At 39.3% G+C, this 20,208-nt stretch carries 20 protein-coding genes, 1 pseudogene and 1 riboswitch; of the genes and pseudogenes, 10 read left to right on the top strand and 11 right to left on the bottom strand.

The genetic code is table 11. The annotated features are described in order from the left end of the window. Window positions 1-154 precede the first annotated feature (154 nt). The 7 genes and pseudogenes from HMPREF2634_RS09680 to HMPREF2634_RS03285 all read left to right on the top strand — a co-directional run. Window positions 155-256 (top strand): annotated as a pseudogene (locus HMPREF2634_RS09680) (conjugal transfer protein); the annotation flags it as partial. Between the two features lie 349 nt (window positions 257-605). After that, window positions 606-818 (top strand): AbrB/MazE/SpoVT family DNA-binding domain-containing protein, encoded by a 213-nt coding sequence (locus tag HMPREF2634_RS03260; RefSeq protein ID WP_041784134.1) that lies wholly within the window; start codon window positions 606-608, stop codon window positions 816-818. A 1-nt stretch (window position 819) separates the two neighbouring features. Further along, window positions 820-1,554 carry an ABC transporter ATP-binding protein gene (locus HMPREF2634_RS03265; protein ID WP_106079114.1) on the top strand — a complete coding sequence of 245 codons (735 nt, stop codon included), beginning with the start codon at window positions 820-822 and terminating at the stop codon, window positions 1,552-1,554. Beyond that, on the top strand, window positions 1,554-2,204 hold the full coding sequence (locus tag HMPREF2634_RS03270) for an ABC-2 transporter permease (RefSeq protein WP_021002119.1): 651 nt from the start codon (window positions 1,554-1,556) through the stop codon (window positions 2,202-2,204). The genes HMPREF2634_RS03265 and HMPREF2634_RS03270 overlap by 1 nt, the downstream gene beginning before the upstream one ends. 30 nt (window positions 2,205-2,234) lie before the next feature. After that, window positions 2,235-3,020, top strand: coding sequence for an AAC(3) family N-acetyltransferase (locus HMPREF2634_RS03275; RefSeq protein WP_041784055.1), 786 nt, complete (start codon window positions 2,235-2,237; stop codon window positions 3,018-3,020). A 26-nt stretch (window positions 3,021-3,046) separates the two neighbouring features. After that, window positions 3,047-3,454, top strand: a complete 408-nt coding sequence (locus HMPREF2634_RS03280) for a hypothetical protein (RefSeq protein ID WP_021002121.1) — start codon at window positions 3,047-3,049, stop codon at window positions 3,452-3,454. 24 nt (window positions 3,455-3,478) lie between these two features. Next, window positions 3,479-3,997 (top strand): AAA family ATPase, encoded by a 519-nt coding sequence (locus HMPREF2634_RS03285; RefSeq protein WP_021002122.1) that lies wholly within the window; start codon window positions 3,479-3,481, stop codon window positions 3,995-3,997. A 285-nt stretch (window positions 3,998-4,282) separates the two neighbouring features. Here HMPREF2634_RS03285 and HMPREF2634_RS03290 read toward each other — a convergent pair whose 3' ends face one another. From HMPREF2634_RS03290 to HMPREF2634_RS03310, 5 genes are all read right to left on the bottom strand, one after another. Then, window positions 4,283-5,986: a carboxylesterase family protein gene (locus HMPREF2634_RS03290; RefSeq protein ID WP_021002123.1), complete on the bottom strand. Its 1,704-nt coding sequence runs from the start codon at window positions 5,984-5,986 to the stop codon at window positions 4,283-4,285. Between the two features lie 311 nt (window positions 5,987-6,297). Next, window positions 6,298-6,621, bottom strand: coding sequence for a PTS sugar transporter subunit IIA (locus HMPREF2634_RS03295; protein WP_021002124.1), 324 nt, complete (start codon window positions 6,619-6,621; stop codon window positions 6,298-6,300). A gap of 9 nt (window positions 6,622-6,630) precedes the next feature. Beyond that, window positions 6,631-6,951 carry a PTS sugar transporter subunit IIB gene (locus HMPREF2634_RS03300; protein ID WP_021002125.1) on the bottom strand — a complete coding sequence of 107 codons (321 nt, stop codon included), beginning with the start codon at window positions 6,949-6,951 and terminating at the stop codon, window positions 6,631-6,633. A gap of 36 nt (window positions 6,952-6,987) precedes the next feature. Further along, the gene (locus HMPREF2634_RS03305; protein WP_021002126.1) at window positions 6,988-7,884 is read right to left on the bottom strand and encodes a DUF7916 family protein; all 897 of its coding nucleotides are present in this window, start codon (window positions 7,882-7,884) and stop codon (window positions 6,988-6,990) included. Window positions 7,885-7,896: 12 nt separating this feature from the next. Further along, the gene (locus HMPREF2634_RS03310; protein ID WP_021002127.1) at window positions 7,897-9,162 is read right to left on the bottom strand and encodes a PTS sugar transporter subunit IIC; all 1,266 of its coding nucleotides are present in this window, start codon (window positions 9,160-9,162) and stop codon (window positions 7,897-7,899) included. 172 nt (window positions 9,163-9,334) lie between these two features. Between HMPREF2634_RS03310 and HMPREF2634_RS03315 the strand changes: the two genes are divergently transcribed. Beyond that, on the top strand, window positions 9,335-10,513 hold the full coding sequence (locus HMPREF2634_RS03315) for an ROK family transcriptional regulator (RefSeq protein WP_021002128.1): 1,179 nt from the start codon (window positions 9,335-9,337) through the stop codon (window positions 10,511-10,513). Between the two features lie 186 nt (window positions 10,514-10,699). On the opposite strand, the gene HMPREF2634_RS03320 is transcribed toward HMPREF2634_RS03315, so the two are convergent. The 3 genes from HMPREF2634_RS03320 to HMPREF2634_RS03330 form a co-directional block, all read right to left on the bottom strand. Continuing rightward, window positions 10,700-11,965: a TRZ/ATZ family protein gene (locus tag HMPREF2634_RS03320; protein WP_021002129.1), complete on the bottom strand. Its 1,266-nt coding sequence runs from the start codon at window positions 11,963-11,965 to the stop codon at window positions 10,700-10,702. A gap of 123 nt (window positions 11,966-12,088) precedes the next feature. After that, window positions 12,089-12,191: riboswitch (purine riboswitch) on the bottom strand. A 222-nt stretch (window positions 12,192-12,413) separates the two neighbouring features. Then, a complete protein-coding gene (gene msrB / locus HMPREF2634_RS03325; protein ID WP_003026399.1) occupies window positions 12,414-13,349 on the bottom strand; it encodes a peptide-methionine (R)-S-oxide reductase MsrB in 936 nt (311 codons plus the stop codon). A 116-nt stretch (window positions 13,350-13,465) separates the two neighbouring features. After that, window positions 13,466-14,401, bottom strand: coding sequence for a dihydroorotate oxidase (locus HMPREF2634_RS03330; protein WP_021002130.1), 936 nt, complete (start codon window positions 14,399-14,401; stop codon window positions 13,466-13,468). Between the two features lie 338 nt (window positions 14,402-14,739). Between HMPREF2634_RS03330 and gdhA the strand changes: the two genes are divergently transcribed. Continuing rightward, entirely contained in the window at window positions 14,740-16,086 is a 1,347-nt protein-coding gene (gene gdhA / locus HMPREF2634_RS03335) for an NADP-specific glutamate dehydrogenase (RefSeq protein WP_021002132.1), read from the top strand. A 71-nt stretch (window positions 16,087-16,157) separates the two neighbouring features. Here gdhA and HMPREF2634_RS03340 read toward each other — a convergent pair whose 3' ends face one another. Together HMPREF2634_RS03340 and HMPREF2634_RS03345 are read right to left on the bottom strand one after the other, a co-directional pair. Continuing rightward, complete coding sequence (locus HMPREF2634_RS03340; RefSeq protein ID WP_003026404.1) at window positions 16,158-16,745, bottom strand: DUF4352 domain-containing protein; 588 nt, start codon at window positions 16,743-16,745, stop codon at window positions 16,158-16,160. Window positions 16,746-16,762: 17 nt separating this feature from the next. After that, complete coding sequence (locus tag HMPREF2634_RS03345) at window positions 16,763-17,620, bottom strand: mechanosensitive ion channel family protein (RefSeq protein ID WP_003026406.1); 858 nt, start codon at window positions 17,618-17,620, stop codon at window positions 16,763-16,765. A 157-nt stretch (window positions 17,621-17,777) separates the two neighbouring features. On the opposite strand from HMPREF2634_RS03345, the gene sstT reads away from it, so the two are divergent. Then, window positions 17,778-18,992, top strand: coding sequence for a serine/threonine transporter SstT (sstT, locus tag HMPREF2634_RS03350; RefSeq protein WP_026248199.1), 1,215 nt, complete (start codon window positions 17,778-17,780; stop codon window positions 18,990-18,992). Between the two features lie 864 nt (window positions 18,993-19,856). Here the strand turns inward: sstT and trxA are convergent. Then, a complete protein-coding gene (gene trxA, locus HMPREF2634_RS03355; protein WP_070836320.1) occupies window positions 19,857-20,171 on the bottom strand; it encodes a thioredoxin in 315 nt (104 codons plus the stop codon). Window positions 20,172-20,208 lie beyond the last annotated feature (37 nt).

The following is a 20,208-nucleotide window of genomic DNA, read 5'->3' on the forward strand; positions in this document are numbered from 1 at the left end:
AAATCTCAATTATCCGCATAAATACTAGAAGCAATTTCCCTTGAATGGTGAAGCTTAAAAAGGCACTTCCAACACAAATTGGATATTCGCAAAGGTAGGCGCTTCAAATAGGAGGTATCTTTTTTTACTCAATTAAAAAGGTTGTAATCATGATGTGACCTTTGAGGAACTGAAATTCTCTGCACTTCGCCGTGAGGGACGTATTCAAAAAGAAGATGGCACGCTTTCAGACGAAATTAAAGAGCGTACCTATGAGCGAACAGGGACGATTGACTCAGGTAAGCGTTCTGTTAAAAGCATTTTACTAATTTATTCAAGATGGTTTTCTATTAACAAGACTTTTTAAAATGACATTAGATTCATTCATATTATTTCATGAAAAGATACGAACGCGTTTGAAGAAAAGCATCTGAAAGAGGCTAATTATGGAGTTTTCTCTAAAAGGTTTATCAGACAAAGCAATAAAAGTTCTTGAAATCGTTAAATATATTGGTGTAGCAGTAGTGAGTTTTTTGATATATCATCAATACTTGTTTTTTGGAGGATTATATGGTATGATAAGTTATACAAATCATACTAATCATACGATAAAGGAGGCAATTATTGTGAAAGCACCAAAAGGGAAATATGCGTGGACAGCTACAGTTGGAGAAAAGGGACAGATTGTAATACCGAAACAGGCGCGTGATATATTTCATATCAAACCCGGTGATACAATTCTGCTTCTTGGCGATGAAAAACGAGGGATTGCTATACCGCCAAAGGGAGCATTTGCTCACTTAATGGAAGCAGCTTTTGAAGAGAAAGAGGATGATTGATATGGAAAATATTCTGGAAATAAATGGTCTCACGAAAATCTATCCGGCTTTTGAACTAAAACCGACTAGCTTTCATATTGAGGCTGGTGAAGTGATGGGATTCATCGGTCGAAACGGTGCAGGTAAAACAACGACCCTTAAATCTATTCTAAACCTTGTTCATCCCGATGCAGGCAGCGTCCGTATTCTTGGAATGGATTATCTGGACAATGAGGATAACATTAAACAGCAGATTGGTTATGCAGTAGGCGGAATTAATTATTATACAAGGAAAAAGCTAAAAGAAATTGTGGCAATCACTCGTGGCTTCTATGACACTTGGGATGACAAGGAGTATCGTCATTACCTGACTGCATTCAATCTTGACGAAAACAAGAAGATTATGGAGCTTTCTGAGGGGATGAAGGTGAAATTTTATCTTACTTTGGCTCTTTCCCATCAAGCCAAACTTTTAATCCTGGATGAGCCAACCAGCGGACTTGACCCAGTATCCAGAGATGAAATGAATGAGATTTTCCGAAAATTGGCCCAAAAAGGTGTCGCTATTTTATTCTCCACCCACATCACCAGCGATTTAGAAAAATGTGCGGATACGATTACCTACATCAAAAACGGAGAAATCCTGTTATCGACCAAGAAAGAAGATTTCATTCAGTATTACGCAACAGAAATGGGTGGCAGTCCAACGCTTGAGGACATTATGGTACATATCGAAAGAGAAGAGGTGAATCTCTGATGAAAAAGCTACTGTATAAGGAAATGAAACTGACAGCCAATCCCTTGAGTTATTGGTTTATCGTTTTTTCAGCCATGACTATGATTCCAAGATATCCTATTCTTGTAGGTTCCTTCTTTATCTGCCTGGGCATTTTCTATACTTACCAACAGATTCGAGAATACGATGATATAACCTACACGGTGATGTTGCCGGTTAAGAAACAAGACGTGGTTACAGCCAAATATTTATTTGTCTTGTCTATCGAATTGGTGGCATTTATCCTTTGTACATTTCTAACGGTTATGCGGATGAGTTTTTTAGGGAATGCTGCTCCTTATGTTACCAATCAATTGATGAATGCAAATGCAGCTTATCTTGGATATGTAATGATTGTATTTGCAGCCTTTAACAGCATTTTTCTTGGAGGCTTTTTTAAGACAGCTTACCAGATTGGCAGACCTTTTATCCTGTTCTGCCTAGCCGGTTTTATCATCATTACTGTGGGTGAGGCCTTGCACCATATTCCCAGTTTAGAAAGTTTGAATGACCCTTCCTACATAAGCATACCGCAGCTTGTCATATTCGTAATTGGTGTCACCATGTTTCTGTTATGCACCTGGTTATCCTACCAAAAATCGATTAAAAATTTTGAAAAGATTGATTTGTAAAGTAGAGTACATTGACGACAAGAGGGAAAGATGATGAGAACAGTAAGCAAAAAAGATATAGTAGAGGGATTGAGAGAAATCGGCCTGAAAGAAGGGGATATTGTCATTGTCCATACATCTTTAAAAAGTATGGGCTATGTATGTGGTGGAGCGCAGACTGTGATTGAAGCTCTAATTGAAGTAGTGACTTCTGAGGGTACAATTGTGATGCCCACACAGTCATGGAAAAATCTGGATCCAGAAACAGATGTGCATTGGGAGGCGGAGGAGTCTGACTGGGATAAAATCAGAGAAAATTGGCCAGCATATGATAAACAGCTAACACCGACAAATACCATGGGAGCTGTTGCAGAAATGTTTCGTCAATGGCCAGGAAGCATCCGAACAGACCATCCAGCAAGATCTGTTTGTGCATGGGGGAAACATGCGGAATATATTACAGCGGAATATACTCTTTCAAATATATTTGGAGAGGGTTCACCGATTGCAAAACTCTATGAACTGGATGCAAAAGTACTCTTATTAGGAGTTGGCTATGACAAAAACACCTCCATACATTTAGCGGATGTACGTGCAGAATATCCAGGGAAACATGACTGTATTGAACATAGTGCCGTACTTGAAGACGGTGTTCGCGTATGGAAGGCTTATCAGACCTTATTCGTTGACGGAGAAGATTTTGAGGACATCGGAAGGGCATTTGAGAAAAGAGGTCTGGCAAATAGAGGCAACGTCGGCAATGCCGATTCCAGATTAATGAAGCAACGCCATCTAGTGGATTTTTCTGTTTCCTGGATTGAAAACAATCGCAGATAAATTAGAAGTTGTGGGAATGATTCGATATGTATAATTTAAATGCAATAATCAAAAAAATTGAAGATAATATAAATTGTGATGATTTTGAAATCGTTATGATTGATTGTATAGAAGATATTAAACGCAATCATAACCAATTAGCTTCGGTAAAGCCTTTACTTCAACTTATGGAAAGAAATCCTCTTATCCACTTTGGAGATCCGGGTGCGATAGTACATTTTGTTGAGACATTTTATAAAAAAGGATATGAAGAAGAACTTGTCAATTCCATAAAAAGAAAACCTACTTTGCATACTATTTGGATGTTGAATCGTATAATAAATGGAGCGGATAATAAAGAGTATTATTTAAGCCTGTTGAAAAAAATTTATGAAAATAAATCATATGATAAGGAAATAAGAGAGGAAGCATTATATTTTTTATCTATTCATTAACTTTGAATTTATAGAGGTGTTATATTGGAAAATTGTATTTATATCATTTCAGGTCCTCCAGGCGTCGGGAAAAGTACTGTCAGCAAAGAATTAGCTGCTACATTTGATAAGAGCGCTGTTATAGAAGGGGACATGATTTATTTAATGGTTAAAAGTGGGTTGGTAGCCCCATGGGAAGATGATGGCTACTATATGGATTTGTTTTGGGACAATATCATCAGTTTGACCAAAAATTTCATGGACAGAGGCATCACAGTTGTCATAGAATATGTCATCTTTGAGGAGCAACTTAAGAAAATTGCAGACTTCTTAAAGGCAAGACAGATAAACTTAAAATACTGTGTGTTGCTAGCAGAAGAACAAACGCTTAGAGCCCGAGATTTATCTAGAAAAGAAATCGAAAGAACGGGTGATTTATCAATCACATCAAGAAATGAGTTTTTATCTAAAAATATCAATCAGAATCATTTGCTTTATACGGATCATTTAGGTATTAAAGAAACTGTAAATATAATAAAATCATCAAATAGGTTCTTTGTTTAAGAGATATAATAAAAAATTTGAATGAAGACACATGTCTTTTGAAAATTTGACAATCCATTCATAACAGATTACACAAAGAAACGTGAAGGTTCTTCCTAAAGAAAAAAACGCTCAAAAGCCTATATAGCAAGGCGTTACGAGCATTTAAGAATGTTCAAAATGATAATTGGAAGTTTGCGATATGTTTATACAAAAAAGCGAGACAAAACCAAGGATATTTATTACTTTTGGCTGTCTCGCTTTTGATTCTAAAACTATCTAAAAAGTTCAGTTTGAAGTGATCTATTATTTATCAAATTCTGATAAATTATTATATTTTTCATCTAAGCCATGACTAAACCAACGACCATTTAAAACTTGTGAGATCAAAACTTGTTTTCTATCTGTAGGGACACTAGTATCTTTTTCGATGGCATCCAAAACATCTGCATAGGTAAACTCTTTCTTTCCCATCTTAATATTATCATCTTTTTTAGTCGCATCTAAATAAAGAGTCGTTTCATCGCCAGCTGCTGACCAAGTTTTCCATTCTGGCAAATTTTTGCCATTTGGATTGCCATTAGAGATGAAATGATAGATATAATCTTGGAAAATAGTAGATAATTTTTTTGCGCCATTACTCTTATAAGCATCACCAACTAATGCTTTATAATTTTGATTATCTTGATCAAAAAGCGGGACAAAAACTCCATGATACGAGCCAAAAGTTGACATTGGAGAGCCAACAACAGCTGGATCATGACCGAATTGAACCTCACCTGCATAAATTGGTGACTTATAATTGGCAATCATTTTTTCTGCTGATTCTTGAACATTAAAGAGACTATAAAGTTGACCACCGTATTTATTGATAAAGGCGTAATCACTTGCAGCAGGTTCTTGAGTCATGGTTTTATTTTCTTGAGCTTTAGCGAAATACTTATCAAAATATCCAAATAAGGAGAATTCATCTTGACCTGTTAACATCAATAATGGAACATTGTTGTAATTCTTGGTGTCAAATCCTTCTTTTGGCAACACAACCCCATCAGGATAGAGGTGTGGGAAAACACTCATGCGGATAGAGGCATTTCCCATCAAAGGAGCCAAGCGTTTCGCATCTAAATGATATAAATAATCTTTAACTTCATTGTCGCGTGTTAACAACCAAGCTTTCGCTTCTTCTACAGATCCTTTTTTACCATCTTCTACAACCAGTGGCGCTAAAGCCGTTGCGAATACATCTTGGCTCTTAGACTCATCAGCCAGTGTCATACCGCCACTGAAGGAAATAGCTTTATCAAATTTCCCTTTGAAAATTGGCGAAATCAACATCGCCATTACATCACGACCGCCTGCCGAAAAACCTGAAACAGTAACGTTTTTAGAGTCACCGCCAAAGTTTTCAATATTTTCTCGAATCCAATCTAACGATTTTGCAATATCCAGCAGAGTATAATTGCCAGAATTTTCTTCATCACTGCCTGTTTTCAGTGCAGGAAGAGGATTGAAACCTAAAACACCCAAACGATAGTTCACAGAAACAAAGATTGCATCATGGTTTTTGACAAACGAAGCCCCTGACAATTCTTCTGATTTCCCAGTTTGATTATTTCCTCCATGAATATAAACCAGAACTGGCAGCTTCTTTTTATTTGAATTTGGACGATAAATATCTAAATTCAAAGCATTTTCACTACCAATAACGCCATCTGTACTTGATTGAAGAGCTACTTGACCAGATTTACTAGCATCAAGTTCTCCTTTCCACTTTTTAGGATTGCTTGGTGCTTTCCAGCGATTAGCTCCAGAAGTGTCTCCGCCGTACGGAACACCTTTCCAGGTAAGAATACCGTTTGTAGTACTCCCTTTCACCAGACCGTACTCTGTCTGGCGAACAATCAAATGATTATTTTTTTGTTCTCCCTGCTTTGAAGTCTGACTACAAGCGACTAAAATTATAAGTGAAATAGCTAGCCCTATCCATTTGCAAAAGTTTCTAAAGTTCATGTACTGTCTCCTTTATATTGATATTGAAAAAGTTTTCTTTGTTTCCTATGCTGTACCCTCCTTCTTAAAACAAAGAAAAAACCTAAACACATACTAAATAGAAAGTAGCCTGACTACTCTATATTTTGTATTTGTCTAGGTTTTGCCTGCATGACCAGTAACAACCCTTATTTTAAGTGTAACATAATTTTATTGTTTTGCAAGCGGTTTCTAATTTTTTTAAATAATTATCAAATGATAAATAAAGCGGTCATCTGTTGATAATATAAAAAACTTTGACAAGTCGTTCAACCTATCAAAGTTTTAAAAGATTATTTAACCACTTGGTTTAGTCGTTCGTACACTTCAACGACTTCTTTCGCTAAATCAATAAACGTTAAGCTGGTCATCAAATGGTCTTGAGCATGCACAATCAAGAGGCTGAGCTCAATTTTTTCACCTTGAGCTTCTTGTGTCAGCATCACTGTCTGTGACTTGTGTGCTAAAACTAATGCCTCATCTGCTGCTTTTAACTTTTCATGTGCTTCTTCAAAGAGACCGTTCTTAGCTTTTTGAATCGCTTCAAAAGCATTGCTCTTCGCCTCGCCACCATACATAATGAGGGACATGATACTTTCTAAATTTGAATTTTCCATATCAATCTTCTAGCCTCCGATCAGTTCCTCAGCTAACGCTAGCACCTGTGGACCGTTCATCATGCCATAATCCACCATTGGGATAACTCCAACTGGGATATTCTTTTGAGCTAACTTTTCTGTGAATTGATCTAAAAGATAGCGCACCTGTGGACCTAATAACAAAACATCTACTTTCTTCTCAGAAAGGATATCATCTACTTCTGGTGCTGGAACTGCAAAAATTTCTGCATCTAATCCTTTTTCATCGGCTGCAGCTTGCATTTTTGTAACAAGCAAGCTGGTACTCATACCCGCAGCACATGCCAACATAATGGTAACTTTAGTCATAATTGTTCCTTTCTATTCATTAGAGTCAATGATTTTTCACCTATTAACGGATCTTGCTAAACGTGATACAGTATGTCGAACACCACGAATAGTATTGCTCAGTGCATAAATATTATCCACTACTGCCAAACCACCATAACCTGCATCCCCAATATGTTGAATATCAACACCACAAATTTTATTACGAAGTGCGATTTGTTTAATTGTTTCAATATCTGACGTCTCTTGGCTAGTGCCAATAGCGCTTAAGACTAAACCTCTTTTACTATGTACTAGATCTACGACAGCTCTCATTTCCTCATCGCTGAAAGCAGGAACCGTTCCAACGGCTGGCACCAAAATCACATCTGCACCCGCGTCTAATAATTTCTCAGCTGTCTGAAGATCTGTAACCGGCTCGGATACCCCTGCACCGTGCATTTTCCCAGCTATAATCAAACCTGAAAAATGCTGCTTAGCTAATTTTACTGCATCAATAATTTCTTTATTGCTAACTCCTGTTCCTGGATTACCTGTCAAACAAACAAAATCAAAACCTAATTTTTCAATTTGTTCAAAAGAAGCCTGACTAGCTTGCCGACCGGCAGCAATCACTTGTACTTCTTCCAACATATCAGCTTCCAAATCAACAGGTTCTAAATTCACTCCAATCGGAGCGCCTACCAAGCGATGCAATTCGTGAACAATTTGCTCTTTTTTACAATCTAAGCCAAATATTTCTGGTTGGAAAACATCTAAGCAATTCAGCAAAATCATATCTGCACCAAAAGCTCTTGCAATCTCAGCATTGGTAATATCTCCGACAAAGGTTTCACGAATGACAACATTTTCGGATAAAACAACTCGCCCTTCACTCGCTTGAATGCTTTGCTTGAGCTCTTGGGCTGTCATATTCAAAATTTCCGAAGGATTTGCACTAATTAATCGTTTCATATTCTCATCTCCCTACTGATTTTCTTCTGCTTTAAAGCGTTTTTCAATAGTAATTACAAATGGAATATAGATTAAAATATCAATCACAATAAGAACAGCTTGTAAAATAGACGCTTTAAAACTTCCCGTTGCCAGCAAGCCACTAATAATCGGAGGAGTTGTCCAACCTGGGTCAGTATATGTTAACGGTACAAGACCACTTGCCATGGATGACCATGCAACGATGAGATTCGCAATCGGTGCCAAAATAAATGGGAACAGAAGCAAAATGTTTAAGACAATTGGAACACCAAACATCGTTGGCTCATTGATATTGAACAAACCTGGAACCACTGTAATAGGTGCCAGTGTTTTGATCTGCTTGCTTGATTTTCTCTTTTTCGCCAAATAACCAATCGCTAATACCAAGCCAATAGTTGCGCCGCCACCGCCAATGAAGACGAAATTATCCATAAAGACACTGGTAAAGATATGCGGTAGTTTTTCCCCTGCTTGATAAGCAACTTTATTGGCATCGAGATTCGAAAGCCACAATGGTTTCATAACCGCATTGACAACATTTCCTCCATGAAGTCCAACAAACCAGAATGAACTATTTAAAGCAACTAGAATCATCAAACCAAATAAATTATTACCTAGTAGACCTAGCGGTTTTCCTAAAACAGTTTGAGCTACCGCATGCAAATTTGGTAGTTTTAAACTTGCTAAAAGGGCATAAACCAACAACCAGCCTGTGATAATCACTGCACCTGGAATAATGGCGCTGAAACTTTTTGAAACTGCCGGTGGAACACCATCAGGCATTTTAATTTGGACATTATGATTGATGAACCATTGATAGATATAACCATTCACTAAACCAAGAATGATTGCTACAAAAAGACCTTGTGAAGCTAAAAATGCTGTGGGAACACCGTTTCCTGTTTTAGTAGCAAGGAATGGTGTCACTGTGATAAAGGCAGCAAGCGAGATAATCCCAGAAGGAATCCCATCCACTTTGTATTGACGGCTCATATAGTAGGCAATTCCAAAACTGGCTACCAAACCAATCAGACCAAAACTACTATCCACGCCTTTCCATAGATAGACAGAAACCCCAATTTTTGTCAAATAAGCTTCCCATCCTGGAACAGGAAAACTAGCAATGACCATAAACAAAGAACCAATCAACAGTAATGGTACCGCAAGCGTAATGCCGTCCCGAATTGCTACTAAGCCTTTATTGTTCCCCAACTTAATAGCAATAGGCATTAGTTTTGCTTGTAAAAATTTGTCCATCTTTACAATCTCCTTTGATTATAATATATTATTAAATAGCAGACAAAATCAACTTTATCTCGCTTTTTAATTATATTGTAAAACAATTATTCCAAAAAGTCAAGCGCTTTCACTTATATTTGATAATTTTTTATAATCAATATATAATAGATGCAGGGAAGGATGGTAGATAATGAATCAAACGAAAAAACAAGCTGAGTTACGAACAATTATTTTAGATAAAATTTACGCCAAGGGGCCAATTTCTCGCATTGATATTTCAAAAGAGACGGGCATTACTCCTGCTACAGTTAGTGCGATTACAGGAAGTTTGATCCAAGAAAAACTGCTGTATGAGCTGGGGGAAGATGAAGAACACGCAAAAGTCGGACGCAAGAAAATCCTCTTGGGTATAAAAAAACAGCACTCTTATTTCATCGGCTGTGAACTGTCTGAAAAATACTTTTCTTTTGTGTTGAGTGATAATACAGGAAATGTGATTGATAAAGATAAAGCAACCGTCACCTCGGAAAAAATTCTAGCAGAAGGCGCTGATTTGTTTTGTCATTTACTTGAACAATTCATTTTTCGGAACAATTCCTATACAATTCAAGCCGTGGGAGTAGCTATCCCTGGACGCTATTTGCACAATGACTTGATTACAACAAACAATCAAACATGGAAACAATTTGATCTAGCGAAGATTAAAAACGAGTTTTCTTTTCCAATTTACTTTTCTAATAATGTCAATTGCATGGCACTAGCAAAACGCCTTTTTTCTGCTTACCAACTGGATGAGAATTTTATCTATTTTCATTTTGCACGGGGTATGCACTGCTCTTATATGTACAATGGCAAAATCTACGGCAAAAGCAATATTGTCATCGGCGAAATTGGTCATACCGTCGTTTGTCCTGACGGAGAAGTCTGTGGTTGCGGACGCAGAGGCTGTTTGCAGACTTATGCTAGTGAAAGTTGGCTGATAAAAAAAGCAAAAATCATCTTCGAAACTGCCGAGTTGACACATTTAAAATCACTTGTCACAGATAAAGAAGAGATCACGATTCAAACTATCCTCACAGCATATAACTTAGGAGACCAAGCTATTCTCAATCTCCTGCATTTGGCATTTAAGTATTTGGCACAATCCCTGCTAAACCTTAACATGATGATTGATGCAAAGAAAATTTATCTGCACAGTCCCATCTTGACTGATGACAAAGTCATTGCAGCTTTCTATCAAGAAATCTCACAACAACCAAAACTACTCTTCAAAGACTTGCCTGAACTCATTATCGAGCCTTACAATGACTTCACTGGTGCAACAGCTGGTGTTGCGCTTTGTCTGCAAAAGGAGTTTTTATCCATTTAGCTTCATTATGGCTCATAAGCTTGTTATACTTATTACAAAAATTAGAGGTTAGAACAATTGTTACGAACCTCTAATTTTTACTATACAATACAAGATGGACTTACTAATTTGTCTGAAATATTTATAAAGAAAGAACCTCTATTGTGTCAAAGAGGTTCTTCAAAGATTCCTTTAGAACTTTCATTTTTACATAACTACATCCATCGTCAGGACTTGTCCGTCTTTTACAACTTGCTCACCTGCTATATAGACATCTTTAACATCATTTCCCTTGACAGCATAGATGAGATGGGAAAGCATCTTTTCTTCTGGATACAAGTGTACTTTACCTTTTGGCTGAATGATTAAAAAATCTGCTTGTTTGCCAACTTCTAGACTGCCGATTTGATCATCCATGCCGAGCGCTTTGGCACCTTCAATTGTCATTGTTTTCAAAGCCTGCTCAATGGTAAATTGAGTGGCGTCACCTGTGCGCATTTTTTGTAAAAGAGCAGCGGTACGACTTTCTTCAAACATATCCAAATTATTGTTGGAAGCGACCGAATCCGTTGCAAGTCCGACTGTCACGCCAGCTTGAATCAAGTCTGTTACGGGAGCAATGCCAGATGCTAATTTGAGATTGCTGATGGGGTTGTGGGCGATATGAATCTTAGAGGCTGTTAGTTCTGCAATTTCTCGCTCATTTAATTCCACACCGTGGGCAAAAATCCCCTCATGTTCCAGATAGCCTAATTCTCTCAAGAAAGCAAGTGGGCGTTTTCCATAACGCTCTAAAATTATGCCATTTTCTGCTTGTGTTTCTGCCACGTGGATATGCAATTTCAGCTGTAATTCACGCGCCAGCTCTAAGCTTCCTTTTAGCAAATCCTTACTGCAACTATATGGCGCATGTGGTGCTACCATTACTTTAAAGCGGTCATCATTGTAGGATAAAATTTTCTCAATAATGACCCGAGTGCGTGCTAAAGTTTCTTCTGCCGTCTCCACATCTGAGCTAAACAAAGTCGGTGAAAAATAACAACGCATTTTAGAACGTGCTACGACCTCATAAATTTGCCCAATTTCAACACCGTTGGGATTGTACATATCATTAAAAGTCGTCGTCCCAGTCTGAAGCATTTCTATAAGTGCTAACTTGACAGCTTTTGTTGTCACCTCTGGTGTAAACTCGCTTTCTGCCGGCCAGATATAATCTTCTAGCCATTCGTGGAGATTGCTGTCATCTCGAATGCCACGAAGTGTGGTCATAACAGAGTGAGTATGGCAATTGACTAGACCAGGCATAAGCCAAGCTCCCTCACAATCTACTGTCTCATCTGCCCTCACTTCCCAAGTAGCATCCTCACTCCCACAATAAACAATCTTGTCCTCGTTTACCACCAGCAGCCCATTTCGATAGACATGAAAATCTGCGTCACATGTCACCAAATTCACTTGTTTAAATGCTTTCATCGCTTCTCCTTTAAACAAGAGCCATAAGATGATGTTCAATTACTGTGCATCGTTAGCAGCATTCACAAAAACAAAAGCCGTATGGATACTCATTTCACATTCACCTTATGCTCTATTTGTATTTGACAACATAACTAAGGACAAAGCCACGCTTATTTACGGTAAGACGGTAGAAACTCTCCAACCTTATTATGGAGATTATATGTTTTCATTGAATTTTTTAGTTATTGTAGCAAAATCCACACCAAATAGCAAGCTTTAAAAAATAGGAAAAACATTGAAATTTACTCCGCAAATCCTATCTACAATACTTTGAGCAATCAATCACTACAACATTTATTTAGTCTGTAATTATTTTTGAAACTGCTAGTCGCTCTATCCACACATTTATGAGTAATTGCGAAATAAGCAGAGCCGTCTAGCTCAGTCCCTGTTTACTCTACTGATCTTACTTCATATATGAAAGCAAGTAGCCATATCCTGCTTGTTCCATTTTTTCTTTTTTAATAAAGCGTAGTGCTGCTGAATTGATACAATAGCGAAGTCCGCCTTGTTCCTGTGGACCGTCTGTGAAAACGTGGCCTAAGTGTGCATTTCCTGAACGCGACCGCACTTCAATTCGCTCCATGCCGTGACTTTTATCTTGATAATACTTGATCACATCTTTGGCAATCGGTCTTGTAAAACTCGGCCAACCACAACCAGCATCAAACTTATCACTGGCAAAGAAAAGCGGTTCTCCCGTTGTCACATCCACATAAATGCCTTCTTCAAACATTGCAAAATATTCGTTATGAAATGGTCGTTCGGTTGCGGCATGTTGAGTGACTTGGTAGGATTCTTCAGACAAATCTGCCTTTAAAGCTGCTTCGTTCGGTTTCTCATATTGTCCTGGATCTACTAGAGGCTGGTAGGCATCATTGACATTGATATGGCAATAACCACTAGGATTTTTCTTGAGGTAATCTTGATGATAATCCTCTGCCAATACATAATGGCGCAGCGGTTCTACTTCCACCGCAATCTTCTGACCGAATCGCCGCTCTTGCTCTTTCACGACTTCGTTAATGACTGGCACATCCGTGTCGTTTGTGTAATAAATCCCTGTGCGATATTGACGACCAATATCGTTTCCTTGCTTATTGATAGACAGCGGATCAACCACCCGAAAATAATAGAGCAGAATTTCTCGCAAGCTAAGCAAATTTTCATCATAAGTCACCTGAACGGTTTCAGCATGGTCGGTTTGATGAATCAGCTGATAATTGGTAGATTCCACCTGCCCATTGGCATAGCCGACAGTCGTATCAATCACACCTGTAATACGGGAAAAATATTCTTCCAAACCCCAAAAGCAGCCACCTGCTAGATAAATTTCAGCCATAAAAACACCTCATTTCTTTGTTCTTATTTTCTCACAAATTCCTAAAATGTTATAAGGATTTGATTAGAACTTTCTTGAGAATGATGTGGCAATGAATTGCCAAATACCACTTGTGGTTAGTCCAGATAGTGCAATTTCCCACGAAAATCTTCTATGCTTTCATAGCCTTTTTCTTCCATAATCGCTTTCAGCTCATTTGTAATGCGCTCAAAAGCCCCTACACCTTCTTTATGCAGCGTTGTTCCAACTTGCACCATACTGGCTCCGCAAAGAATGTGCTCAAAAGCGTCCCGCCCTGTCAATACACCGCCCGTACCGATGATTTGAATCGAAGGATTAAGTCGTTGATAAAAAGCATGAACATTAGCAAGTGCAGTTGGTTTGATATATTCACCACCAATACCACCAAAGCCTTTTTTCGGACGAATGACAACTGTTTCATCGTTAATATACAGCCCGTTACCAATTGAATTGACACAGTTGACAAAAGAAAGAGGAAATTTGTTAAAAATAGCTGCCGCTTGATCAAAATGTGCCATATCAAAATATGGTGGCAATTTAATGCCTAGTGGCTTGGTGAAATAGTCAAACACTTCACTCAAGATCTTTTCCGTCGTCTCAAAATCATAAGCGATTTGTGGTTTGCCAGGAACATTGGGACAAGATAGATTGAGTTCGGTCAAGCCTTTAAAGTCACTGTCCTGCACCTTTTTCAAAAGAGCATGGGTTTCTTCTAGCGATAGACCTACCAGCGACAAAAAGAAGGTTCTATTCGGTTCTGTCTGTTGTAATTCTAACAAGTAATCCAAATAATAGTCCAGTCCATGATTGGGTAACCCCATTGAATTGATTGAGCCAAGCAGCACATCTTGGTAGCGAGGTTCGGGATTTCCTGCTCGCGCTTGCAAAGTAGCTGTTTTAGTGACAAAGGTTCCCGCAGGTGAGTTTTTAACTTCTTCTAACTCCTCAATCGTCATGCAGGCAACGCCAGCCGCATTCATCAGGCAATTGTTAAAAGTAAAACCAGCGATTTGTGTTTGAGTTGATGACATGAAATACTCCTTTCATTTTTCTATTGTACCATTAAAAGCAAAAATCTGACTCTTTTAACGGAATAGAAGGAAAAAATGTTCGGGATAAGCAAATGAATTTTTGCTGAGCAGGATTTTGTTGTAAATTTTATGTCGGAATTTTCAGAAAATTCAACTTTTTTCTTTACAGCACAAAAATTTTCTGCTATAATGACACACGTAACAAAATATAACATACACTGAACTCGGACGAAAGTCTAGCAAAAAAGATAGGCTCCCTTGTGTTCATCGAACACGGCGTCAGCCTCCCATTTTGTACGATTTTTACTCGTCCTCGTATCTTATTTAAGGAGAAGTCTATGACAACTGCTAAAGAATATATCCAAAACACTTTTGAATTGGTGAAAGCTCGCAATGCTCACGAAGCAGAATTTCTGCAAGCGGTGGAAGAATTTTTAAACACGCTTGAACCCGTTTTTGAAAAACATCCTGAATACATTGAAGAAAACATTCTGGCACGCATTACCGAGCCAGAACGTGTGATTAGTTTCCGTGTTCCTTGGGTTGATTGCGACGGCAAAGTTCAAGTCAATCGCGGTTACCGCGTGCAATTTAATTCCGCAGTTGGACCATATAAGGGTGGTCTTCGTTTCCACCCAACGGTTAATCAAGGTATTTTGAAATTTCTCGGATTTGAACAAATCTTTAAAAACGTTTTGACTGGACTGCCAATCGGTGGTGGTAAAGGTGGGTCTGACTTTGATCCGAAAGGCAAGACAGACGCTGAAGTGATGCGTTTCTGCCAAAGCTTCATGACAGAATTGCAAAAATACATCGGTCCTTCTCTTGATGTCCCTGCAGGTGACATTGGAGTTGGTGGACGTGAGATTGGCTACCTCTATGGTCAATACAAACGCCTACGTCAATTTGATGCTGGTGTCTTGACTGGTAAACCACTTGGATTTGGAGGTTCTCTAATCCGCCCAGAAGCAACTGGTTACGGTCTTGTTTACTATACGCAAGAAATGCTCAAAGCAAACGGTGAAAGTTTTGACGGAAAGACTGTTGTCGTATCTGGTGCCGGAAATGTAGCTCAATATGCTGTGCAAAAAGCAACCGCCCTCGGTGCTAAAGTCATTTCTGTGTCTGATTCAAATGGTTATATCATTGACAAGGACGGAATTGACTTTGATCTTCTGGTAGATGTGAAAGTAAAACGTCGTGCTCGTCTGACAGAATACGCTGCTGAAAGAGCAAGTGCTACTTATTACGAAGGCTCTGTCTGGACTTACGAAGGTGCATTCGACATTGCCTTGCCATGTGCCACTCAAAATGAAATCGACGGTGAAGCAGCGAAACGCTTGGTAGCGCAAGGCGTATTCTGTGTATCAGAAGGTGCTAACATGCCAAGTAATCTTGACGCCATTGCTGTTTACAAAGAACATAACCTCCTTTATGGTCCTGCTAAAGCCGCCAATGCTGGTGGAGTTGCTGTATCTGCTCTGGAAATGAGTCAAAATAGTCTCCGCCTCTCATGGACGCGTGAAGAAGTAGACACTCGTCTGAAAGACATTATGACCAACATCTTCAACACTGCTAAAACAACTGCTGAAAACTACAATCTTGGCAAAGACTATCTAGCAGGAGCAAACATCGCTGCTTTTGAAAATGTCGCCAATGCTATGATTGCTCAAGGGATTGTTTAAACGAACATGCATGATAAAAGGCTGTGGACAGATTCGTCCACAGCCTTTTACTGTTCTTCTGCTGAAAATTTCTAAAACTTCACGCTTTTGGCTTCTCCCCACCTGACATTGTCATAAGCGAGAGTATAGGGCTGCTGCGAGCCGTCCTCACCGTCATACATCAGCTTCCATTCCACCTTTTCGCCCACCGCAAGCTCCTCTTTTATGTTGGTAGTATCAAAAGTAGCGTCATCCAAGACATAGGATTCTCCCATTTCGTCTTGTAAATCAAAGTCATAGACATTGAGAGGGAGAGATTCGCTAGAAGTATTTTCGATAATGACCTTGGCGGTAATCGTTGCTCCTGTTGCTTGCCCTTTCATCCGCTCTTTGGAGTCCACATGAATGTATTGAACAGTGATTTTCATTCCATTTTCAAAACGCACGCTGTCTCCCAGACGGTGATGTTTATAACTATCTTGATAAACTGCAGTTCGAGCACCATGCCCTAGAAAGGCAAAGTTAAAAATACTTAAACCAGCCACCACGAGGGTCATGAATACAAGCATGACACAGCTAATGATGGTCGTCCAAAACAAAGGCTGCTTATACAGGGGCTGTTTCAAACGATAGACGTGACCGGCAGGGGTCGTTATTTCATGCGGTACTTGTTCTTCCATAATAATCTCCTTTCTGCTTACGCTGGTGCATAAATCGTTGGCAAATCAATTCCTCCCTTTAATAGAGCGTCATGATACAATCTGTAAAATTGATGATAAACGGTACTTTGGCTACCACTTTGGACAGTGATACTGACACGGAAATAAAATTGTCCGTTGTCTGCGAGTTGCGGACCTAAAATCGTCGGTTCCTGCAAAATTTCTACTTGATCGCCCGCATATTCTTGATTGACCTGCTGGATAATCCGAGTGACCTTCTCCAAATCCGTCTGAGCGTATAATGGAATATCAATGAGCGCACGCATATTGCCGCGTGAGAGATTGCTGACGACGGTAATGTTGCGATTAGGAACGTAATGCAAAGTGCCATCTGCATCGCGCACTTGTGTCGTCCGAATCCCGACGCTCACAACCGTTCCTGCGATTTTAATCGAGCCATTGGTCAGGCGAACGCTGTCTCCGACATCCAACTGTCGCTCCAGTAAAATAAAGAAACCATTGACCAAATCGGACAAGAAACCTTGAGCGCCCATCCCGATTGCTACCCCAGCAATCCCAGCTCCTGCCAGTAAACTAGACACCGGCAAGCCTAAAATCGCTAATATCCAATAGATCAAGAAAAAGTAAAGGGTGTAATTCAGTAAATTTTCAATCAAACGAGTGAGGGTCTTTTGCCGCCCTTCGTCTTGACTGGAGAGTTTCAAAGAGGGTGAGATAATCTTTCTTACGAGTACATGTACCAACTTTTTAGCGAGGTAAAAGAGAGCTAGCAATAGCACGAGTGAGACGAGCTTGCTAAAGACGTCATCTAACAAATTAGACCAGTTGAATTTTTCAAAGTAGCGAGAGAATACATTCTTGTTCGCAAATAACATAGGTCACCTCCTGCTTATTTCTATTATACCATATCTAAGCCTAATTGAATCAGGGGAATACGAACTCCACCCAGTGTATTCTATCTAAAACAGATTGATTTTTCAGAATATTTATACTATAATGGGAGACATTATGATCATGAAGGGATTATATGATATGAAAAGAATAGTTTTGGCTTGGAAAAAATCTAGTTTGATTAAGCGTATTGCTATCGGGATTGCATTAGGGGCTGTCCTCGGCTTGACCTGTCCTAAGCTGTCAGCAATTGGCTTATTGGGAGATATATTTGTTGGTGGCTTAAAGGGCATTGCTCCACTGTTGGTTTTTGCTTTGGTGACCAATGCTCTATCACAACATCGAAAAGGGCAAGAAACCAACATGAAAACTATCATTATCTTGTATCTTTTGGGAACATTCTCAGCAGCTTTAGTCGCAGTGCTAGCTAACTACCTTTTTCCTTTACACATCACACTCACAGCGTCAAAGACCAAGATTACACCACCAGATGGGATTGGGCAAGTCCTCAGTAATTTATTGCTCAAAGTAGTGGACAATCCAGTCAATGCTCTCATCACCGCAAACTATATTGGAATATTATCTTGGGCTGTGGTATTTGGACTTGCCATGCGTGAAGCCAGCAAAAGCAGTAAAGAGCTTTTGCAAACTATGGCAAGTGTAACCTCTAAGGTCGTTGAATGGATTATCAATCTGGCTCCTTTTGGAATTCTTGGTTTGGTCTTTAAGACGATTTCTGACAAAGGATTGGCGGTGTTGGCTAACTATGGCAGCTTATTAGCAGTTTTAATCGCTATCATGCTTTTTGTAGCTCTGGTCGTCAACCCTTTCATTGCCTTTGTTCTGATGAGAAAAAATCCCTACCCACTTGTTTTGCGGTGTTTAAAAGTCAGTGGTGTGACAGCTTTCTTCACACGTAGTTCAGCTGCTAATATTCCTGTCAACATGAAACTTTGTGAAGAACTAGGACTCAACAAAGATACTTATTCCGTTTCTATTCCTCTTGGTGCCACTATTAACATGGCTGGAGCAGCTATTACCATCAATGTGCTCACCCTTGCTGCAGTCAATACATTAGGCATTTCGATTGACTTTGCGACAGCATTAATCCTCAGTATTGTCGCCGCTATCTCTGCTTGTGGTGCTTCCGGGGTGGCAGGTGGTTCTCTTTTGCTCATTCCTGTTGCTTGTAGTCTCTTCGGTATTTCAAATGATGTTGCCATGCAAGTCGTTGGGGTAGGATTCATCATTGGAGTTATCCAAGATTCCTGTGAAACGGCGCTCAATTCCTCAACGGATGCGCTCTTTACTGCAGTTGCCGAAAAAAGCGTTTGGGGAAAAAGGAAAAAAGCGTAATACAATGAGGTTGGAAAAGTCCCAACCTCATTTTTTAATTAACCCAATTCTGCTTTAGGCTCTTTGCCCTTGCGACGGGCAAGGATATCCGCATAGTGCTTGCGGCTGTTATTGAGCACGGAAAGAAAGATTACTAAGTTTAAGTCCAATGAGCTTTTCTTGCTTCATAAATTCCTTCTTTCCTTTTTTACTTGTCACTTAAAGTGACCGTTTCAATGACTTCTCCTTTTTCCGTCAGCGCGGCGGATGACCTCAACTACTTTTCGTTTGCTTCGTCCGCCCGGCGGAAAATCTCCCTTACTTTTGGTTTACTCCGTCCGCCCGGCTGACAGTATGAACCAAAAGAAGTTTATCTCGTCCGCCGGGCGGACGGAGTGAACGACAATCAGTTTGCCTTGTCAGCTGCGAGGACGAAATGAAATTGTCTCGTTTGTAATTATTTCCTACTTAACTTCTAACTTTATTTTTTGAAGATAACTTTGAAAAGAAGATAGATACAAATGAATAAGAGTACAACAATGACGAATACAGCTACTATTCCAAATGTTCCCAGGATTTAATCGTCCTTTCTGATTGAAACAATCTTTCTTCATTTTCATTATAGCACCGATTAGTGTATTGATCTATTAGCAAAAAGGTAGTGACTGATGAAAACGAATTTTCGTCAAAAGTACTCTTCTAATCTTGAAAAGAGAAAGAGTTTGGGACAAAAAGATTTCAATTTTTAAAAATCTTAATTATTAAGCCCTTCAAATCTATAATTAAATGCGAAAAGCGAACAAAGCAGAATTCTGATTACCAGAAAACTAGTTTTGTTCGCTTTGTATATTTGAGGTCGGACTTTTGTCCCAGCCTCGTTCTCTTTTAGCTCAATTCGGCTACAATAGCTTTTAATTGTTCTTTGGTATGAACACCGACAACTTGCTTCACCACTTGCCCATCTTTTTTGAAGATGAGGGTCGGGATTGACATGATTCCAAATTCACTTGGTGTATTTGGGTTGGCGTCCACGTCCATTTTGAAGATTTTCAATTCGTCTTCATGCACTTCTTCGGCTATTTTTTCCAAAATCGGTGCCTGCATGCGGCAAGGACCACACCATGCTGCCCAAAAGTCAATGAGGACAAGTCCGTCTTTTGTTTCTTCTGCAAAATTTGCATCTGTAACTGCTGCTACCATATTGTTCTCCTCTGACGATGACCAATGTCATCGCTCT

The organism is Streptococcus sp. HMSC034B03 (assembly GCF_001838575.1).
GTDB classification, from domain to species: domain Bacteria; phylum Bacillota; class Bacilli; order Lactobacillales; family Streptococcaceae; genus Streptococcus; species Streptococcus anginosus.